4 protein-coding genes are annotated in these 8,026 nt (G+C 44.6%); all 4 read left to right on the top strand.

All coding sequences use genetic code 11. The annotated features are described in order from the left end of the window. On the top strand, positions 1-1,236 hold a 1,236-nt coding region (locus CCU_RS11915; protein ID WP_243440895.1), incomplete at its 5' end, for a type I restriction enzyme endonuclease domain-containing protein. A 10-nt stretch (positions 1,237-1,246) separates the two neighbouring features. Continuing rightward, positions 1,247-1,660 carry a hypothetical protein gene (locus CCU_RS11920; protein WP_015534847.1) on the top strand — a complete coding sequence of 138 codons (414 nt, stop codon included), beginning with the start codon at positions 1,247-1,249 and terminating at the stop codon, positions 1,658-1,660. 21 nt (positions 1,661-1,681) lie between these two features. Next, positions 1,682-7,225 (top strand): DUF4132 domain-containing protein, encoded by a 5,544-nt coding sequence (locus CCU_RS11925; RefSeq protein WP_015534848.1) that lies wholly within the window; start codon positions 1,682-1,684, stop codon positions 7,223-7,225. A 78-nt stretch (positions 7,226-7,303) separates the two neighbouring features. Further along, entirely contained in the window at positions 7,304-7,549 is a 246-nt protein-coding gene (locus tag CCU_RS11930; protein ID WP_242857269.1) for an aspartate dehydrogenase, read from the top strand. Positions 7,550-8,026: the final 477 nt, after the last annotated feature.

Raw genomic sequence — 8,026 nt, forward strand, 5'->3', positions numbered from 1 at the left:
AATCTTATGCAGGCAATAGCACGTGTTAATCGCGTGTTTAAGGACAAAGAAGGCGGTCTTATTGTTGACTATGTAGGTATAGCTTCTGCACTTAAGGCTGCCATGAAGGAATACACTAAGAGAGATCAAAATAGATATGGGGATATGAATATTGCTAAAGTGGCATATCCTAAGTTCCAGGAAAAACTACAGGTGTGCAAGGATCTGCTACATGGATTTGATTTCAGTGGATTTATAGATGGCTCGCCGCTTGTTATGGCAAAACTTATAACCAAGGGAGTGAATTTTGTCCTTGATGCGAGGGTACCTGACAGAAAGGATTTGTTCTTGAAGGAGGCTATGCTGTTAAGACAGTCCCAGTCTCTCTGTTCAAGTATGACTACTGAGAAGGAACGCCACGAGGCAGCTTATATGGAGGCGGTTCGCTCAACAGTTATCAAGATTACATATGGCGGTGCAGACGGTAAGACGCTTTCACTTAAGGAGATAAACAACCAGATAAATGATCTGCTCAAGGCAGCAGTTCAAAGTGAGGGTGTAATCAATCTGTTTGACAGTAGCAAGACTGGTGGAGAGAACTTCAGCTTATTTGATCCGGCTGTATTGGATGAAATATCTAGAATGAAAGAAAAGAACATTGCTGTGGAAATATTGAAAAAACTCATGGCAGAGCAGGTCTCTTTATACAAAAGAACAAATGTTGTTCAGTCGCAGAAGTTTTCAGAGAAGATAGCACAGCTTATGAATTCGTATTATAACGGACTTATAACAAATGAGGAAGTAATAAAAGAGCTTCTTGAGACAGCCGAAGAGATTGCAAATCTGTATAAGAATGGACAGAAACTTGGACTTTCCCAGGAGGAATTGGCATTCTATGATGCGCTGACAAAGCCGGAACATATAAAAGATTTTTATAAAAATGATGAATTGATTGCGCTTACCAAGGAACTGACGGAAATGCTCAGAAAGAATAGAACCATAGACTGGCAGAAGAAGGAAACTGCAAGGGCAACTATGCGAAAGATGGTTAAGAGACTGCTTAAGAAACATCATTACCCACCAGAGGATTATGATTTTGCCATAAATACAGTAATAAGCCAGTGTGAGCTGTGGACGGATAATAGTAATGCGCCTTACGTGGGAGAGCATGATAGTACGTTTAGATATAGTGAAGAGGCAAAATTTGCTAATGTTGCTGAGGAAAAATCAAGTTATGGGGATAAAAAAATAATATAGGGGGAATCACATGACTTTATACATGAACATAAAACAGCTTGGCAAGCGGAAGAACACAGTGCACAAGGTCCCGTTTGAATATGACACAGCACCGAGCACGCTGCGGGAACTCATAACAGAGACAGTAAAGATCTGCGTAGCACAGTACATATCCCGCATGGATCGCGGCGATGCAGTGTTGACAGATGAACAGATCGATGATATGGGAAGAATAGGAAAGATAGCGTTCGGGATCGTCTATGGGGAGAAGAAACCGGATGTGGATGAAGCAGTGAAGACAGCCATTCAAGGATTTGAGGATGGGCTGTTCAGAGTGTTCCGCGGTATGGATGAATTAACGGAGCTGGACAGGGAAGAGAAGTTTAACGAAGGGGATGAGATCACATTTATCCGCCTCACAATGCTGGCGGGCAGAATGTGGTAGAACATAAAGAAAGGGGTTACAATGGCGGTGGACAAGAAGACAAGGTTTGAGCTTGAGGAGCAGAAGAAGATCGCAGATGAAGTGAGAGAGGCATTTGACGAGAATTCCACGAAGCTCAGAAAGAGCTACAGTGCGGATGCGCAGAAGCTTCTTAAGGAGATGGATAATTACTATGGAGATGTAAAAGAGTCAACGATCGGCAAGAGACTTGAGACATTTCTTGAGAATGAAAAGAATGTTCCTTCTGAATTCTTCAGGAGGGAGCTGAAGCATTTGCCAGGGTGGGTGCCGGATCATCTGATGGAGGATTTCTACACTTCTATAGACAGCATAATCAAGTGGCAGACAAGCCAGTATTATTACAGAAGAACCATGCGTACGAAGAGGTATGGGGCATTTCTTGACAGATATTTCAGGATAATGAATGAATATCACTCCATGGGGATATACGGATGCGACATAGTATCTCTCTACAGGGAGAAATTGCCGCAGGATATATTGTGCTATTACAGGGATGGCAACAGCAATGGGTATAGAATAGTATCTGAATATTGGATACAGGCGGAGCTCGACAGGGGGAATGCAGAGCTTGAGGAAGTGCTCATGGACATCATGTTCGGTGAGAGTGCGCAGACAAGGCTCACGACCAATATCCTCAGGGGAATATATATGAGCTCCAACACAAGACTCCATGAGGCTGTAGGCAAGCTGCTCGTTGCGGCAAAGCTTCAGGAGGGACTCAGGCAGGCGATCTGTGAGAACATGGATTATGGAACGGCAGGTGCATTTATGACCCTGTTCCATGTGATAAAGGAGAATGATCTTCTGAGATTCTCGTCTGTCATGAGGGCTGTAGCCACCTGGACAGGACTTGTGGCTGACGAGGAGAGCAAGCTTGACCGTATACAGAAGAAACAGCTGCTTCTTATAGATACATATCTGAATGATGAAAATGCAAGGCGTGAAGCTTTATCCGGCGAGGATGCCATGCAGATCTATCTTGCGCTGTGGAGCTATGGTTTCTTTGATGTGGACGAGGCATGCCATGTGATGAACAAGCTGGCGCTTGATGGCAGCAGACACCAAAGACTGGTATTTGGCACATATATCAGGGCAATGAGTCTGGGAAAGGTGTACACACATAGCGTTGCAAAGGAATTTATCAAGAGATTCCCAGACGAGATGGACACCATGGCGGTCATCATGCCAAGCTTCATGTCGGATTACCAGCCTTATATGAATAGTCTCATATATAAAGACGGCAGATCGTACAACAATGAACTTAAGAAAATGACATTTGCCGAGGTGGACAAATATTTTGACAGCAGGAAAGAATGTCAGGAGATGTACGACATCCTCATGGGCATACTTGAGCGCATGCCAAAGAAGAGGCTTGAGTTTGATCCGTGTGTATTTCCATGGAATGCCGAATATCTGGACAGATCCGCAATCATCATGAGACTTGCGGTCTGCGCAAGCGCTCTCAGGGATGAGGACAAGATCACTTACATAGCGGAGATGGTTCCTGAGATAGATTCCGCAAGGTACAGCAGAGATGCGCTTTTGCTTCTGCTTGTAAGGCAGCCGGCAAATGACAGACAGCGTGCCATACTGGTGGATGCGGTTGCCGACAAGGAGACATATACCAGAAACAAGGCGGCGATGATCGTTAAGGATATGAAACTTTCGCCGGAGAATTATGTACAGCTTGAGAATATGCTCAAGTACAAGAAGTCAGACATAAGGGAGACTGTACTGTCTATACTTTATAAACTTGACGGTGATGACATGGACGATCTCATCGGAAGACTTCTCGCGGATTCCAAGGAGGAGAAGAGAACAGCGGGACTTGATCTACTGCTCCAGCTCAAAAATGATGAGAACAGGCAGAAACTTTTTGCAGATTGTGTTGGTCATATAGACGCTATGCAGAGGGAGTCTGCGAATGGAAGATCCAGTGTTACAACTAAGGAGCAGATTCTTATACGTGAGATAAAAAATGTTGGCACAGACCGGGCTGGTGCAGATGAGGGGTATGGACTTTATGATGTAAATGCGGACTATGAGCCGATATTTGACAAGAGTTATCTGGCTGAGTGCCTTGAGCTGTACAAAAAGTATTTCCCTGAAAGCGGGATTGCAAATGATAATCTGTGCAAGACTGCCAAGAGCGAGGGTGCATTTGCAAAACTCAAATCAAAGATTGTGCCTAAAAAGAAAGACACGACATCTGATTCAGAAGTTATAAACATATTAAGAAAATTTGATGCATTTGTGGATGAGCACAAAAATGATGAGTATGAGATGGCTGACGGAGAGATCGGCCTGCTTGGTGAGGCAGGTGGAAACATATATGTGAACCGTGACAAGGTGGCATGTGAGGAATTGTGGGTAGATTTCTACGAGAAAAATATTCAGACTCCGTATATGTGCATGCAGCTCTACGTGTATCTGAATGGCTACAACAGTGACAAACAGGATTTCAAGAAGTACTGCGAGAGCTTTATGGCGGATATGTTTGGAAATATATATATAGAAGAATGTCCGGCATTCGGATATCTTGCCATTGTCAGAGCTGTAATTGGATTCCTGTATAGAAGATATGTGATGGATAGTGACAAGATGAGACTTGCCGTTGTGGCAGCAGACTATCTGCTTGGAAGAAGTGATGAGCTCATATATACATTTGGCGGGAATAAAGGTGGCGGCAGTATATCTGGTGATGATTCAAAGGTATATCACAGAAGTGTGCTCACAAATGAGCAGATCATGATAATAACAAGGTGGCTTGCGATCGATGGTGACAGCGATATATTAGACGTAAAAGAGGATTCTGACGAGGCAAGGCAGAATGAAGAGGATTTCAGGCATTTGTTTCCATACAACTATGCCCTTGCAAAGAGTCATAACTTTAATATACCTTCAGACGTTGTAAATGATAGAAATTCATATTACTGGGTACACACAGGAAGTGTCATGCCGGTTCCAGGTCTCCAGAACTATATTGCTGCATACAGTCGTGGCTTGATTTCAAAAGATTATATGTACAAGATGGCGTTTGAGGGGAATTCCCTGGATAGGAGCCTCAAATGTGTATCTGACGTGATGCGTTTTATAACGGAGCGCAACAGGAAGGTGCAGACCAGAGGCTATGAGTGGGGATATACGGAGCGTGAAAGGCTGAGAAGTGTGCGGCAGATACTTCTTCACAGTCCGGAAGGAGAGTTCTCAGAGACGGACGAGAAAAGGCTGGATATAGCTAAGAAGCTGTACACTGATATGTCAGAGCTTGTGCTTTCTGCAGAGCTCACAAGGGGAGATACAGAGACAGAATTCTCTCCATATATATACGGGCTTACAAGAATATTCGGAGCGGAGTATTTTGTCAGGATACTGTCAGCCCTCGGCAAGGAGACCCTGGAGAGATCAACGTATTTCAATACCGGTTATTACTATAACCGTCAGAAGGTCAGCAAGAAGAATAGTATGTCGCATCTTCTTCAGGCGTGTGTGCCAGATGCAAATGACAGTGCGGAGACTCTCAAGACATATCTTACAGGTACGGATATAAGTGATGCCAGGCTTATAGAGGCGGCTATGTATTCTCCAGAGTGGATAGATATAGTTGGAGAGTATCTTGGATGGGATGGATTTACTGCGGGATGCTATTACTTCATGGCGCACATGAACGAGTCATTTGATGACAAGAGAAAGGCTATGATAGCGAGATTTACACCGCTTGAGGTGGATGAGCTGAACGACGGGGCATTTGACAGGACGTGGTTTACCGAAGTCTATGACAGATTGGGTGACAAGCGATTCCAGCTTATATACAAGGCGGCGAAATACATTTCGGACGGTGCAAAGCATACCAGGGCGAGAAAATACGCGGATGCGGCGCTTGGCAAATACAATGAGTCCGAGCTGATAGCCGAGATCGAGGCAAAGAGAAACAAGGATCTGCTCATGGCGGTGGGAATCCTGCCGATAGAGAATGAGGAGCAGATAAAGGACAGATACATGTTCCTTCAGAAGTTCAAGAAGGAGAGCAGGCAGTTCGGAGCACAGAGGAGAGCCAGCGAGGCGGCAGCAGTTTCTACAGCTATGCGCAATATGGCGATCAATGCCGGATATCAGGACGTGACGAGACTTACCCTACGTATGGAAAGCCTTGTAGTTCAGGGCATGACAGAATATTTTCAGCCGCATGAGGTCGGAGAAGTGACCGTATGGCTTGAGATGGAGGACGGCGGCAAATGCGCTGTCATCTGTGAGAAGAACGGCAAACAGTTAAAGTCAGTTCCGGCAAAGATCAAGAAGGATGAGTATGTATTGGCTCTGATGGATGCCAAGAAGCAGATGGCGGAGCAGTCAAGGCGTACAAAGGCGATGCTTGAGGATGCGATGGAGAGCCAGGAGGAATACACCTGGGCTGAGATCAGGGGCATGCTGGAGAATCCTGTTATACATGACATGGTGGCTGCGCTGGTGTTTAAGGTAGTGGAGCCTGACGGTGTGAAGGCAGGGCTGGATAGTACGGCTGACAGTATTATGTCAGGGGCAAATGAACTTTATGATAGCAAGAATATTGATTTGAGGAATAACAGCGATGCTGGTGATGTGCAGTTAGATAATGCAATAGGCGAAAGTGCTGGCGTACCTAGTCAGAATGTAGTTCTTGGATTTGCAACTGAGGATGGATTCAATGTGTTTGTTGAAACAACCGCTGGTGATGAAAACAAACATTTGTCAGACGACACCAAGCTCACAGTAGCACATCCATTCCACATGTACATGGCTGGCAAATGGCATGATATACAGAAATATGTATTTGACAACAAGATCGTCCAGCCGTTCAAGCAGGTGTTCAGAGAGCTCTATGTGAAGACCGAAGAGGAAATGAACATGGAACATTCCCTCAGATACGCGGGCAATCAGATCCAGCCGAAGAAGACACTAGGCTGCCTGAAGTCAAGACACTGGGTGGCTGATATAGAGGATGGACTTCAGAAGGTGTACTACAAGGAGAATATAGTAGCGCGGATCTACGCTCTTGCAGACTGGTTCTCACCTGCAGATATAGAATCACCGACGCTTGAATGGGTGGTATTTTCGGATAGAAAGACAGGAAAGGATCTCAAGATCAAGGATATCCCAGATATCATATTCTCTGAGGTCATGAGGGATGTGGACATGGCTGTTTCCGTGGCGCATGCAGGAGGCGTGGATCCTGAGACCTCACACTCAACTGTTGAGATGCGAAAGGCGATAGCAGAATTCACTATGCCACTTTTCAAGCTGACAAATGTCACATTTACAAAGAACCATGCAGTGATAGAGGGCAAGCGTGCCAATTATACAGTCCACCTTGGAAGCGGAGTGGTGCATCAGGAGGCAGGCCCTATGATAAATGTACTTCCTGTACACTCCCAGAGGCGGGGCAGAATATTCCTGCCATTCGTGGATGATGATCCAAAGACCTCGGAGGTGCTCACGAAGATACTGTTCTTTGCGGAGGACAATAAGATCAAGGATCCATATATACTGGAGCAGATCGAGGCGTAATGTCAGCATAATGATAAGATGATGGTTCAGAATGTATCTTGTCGGTTGTTTACATGGCATGTATAGAGGTGGAATATAGTGACTGGAAAAAGTTTTATTTCTAAATTAAAGTTAAAACACAAGGGGAACGCAAAGTTGTTCCCCTATGATGAGGCAAAGCATGAGGCTGTCATCAGATGTTCTATCTGCACCGGAGAACAGGTCGCCGGATTCAGGAGCAGAGAGGACGGGAGCTTTGTGGGTGTGATGGTGATACAGTCGGAGAAGGATCTTGAGAATTTTAAGAGACTTTACCGGGTGGATGATGTGAAGAAGATATATTGAATACAGTTTGTAAAACTATCGCTGTAGCGATATAACAAACGAATTGCATATGATAGATATAATGAGGGAGGCAGTGCCACTTCGTCAGATACAGTTGTTTGAGCAGCGACAGAGGGATATCAACAAGACAAAGGCAACAGATGTTGGGAGGTTGTTCCGGGTTTTGTGTTGTAAGACGGAGGATCTGCTGCAGATATAGATACAAAAGCAGTACAATGTGTCAAACTACTCAGTTTTGAATAGTATGGCGCCTTTTTGACTTCAAACTATTCAATATTGAATAGTTTGTGTACATGGTGTCTAGACCAAAAATATAATTCACTTTGTCAAGAAAAAACACTTGACAACCCACCCTGCCTGTATTAGAATAGCCCATGGTAAAGCAAAAACACTTTACATGCAAGTGCGTTACGGAGAGTTTGTTATGGAGAAGATAGTCAGACAGTCTATGTTATATGATTTTTATGGTGAGCTGCT

It is taken from the genome of Coprococcus sp. ART55/1 (assembly GCF_000210595.1).
GTDB classification, from domain to species: Bacteria; Bacillota; Clostridia; order Lachnospirales; family Lachnospiraceae; genus Coprococcus; species Coprococcus aceti.

Coding starts and splice junctions, on each gene's coding strand:
- CCU_RS11925 (WP_015534848.1), top strand. CDS start 1,682: ATGGCGGTGGACAAGAAGACAAGGTTTGAGCTTGAGGAGCAGAAGAAG.
- CCU_RS11920 (WP_015534847.1), top strand. CDS start 1,247: ATGACTTTATACATGAACATAAAACAGCTTGGCAAGCGGAAGAACACA.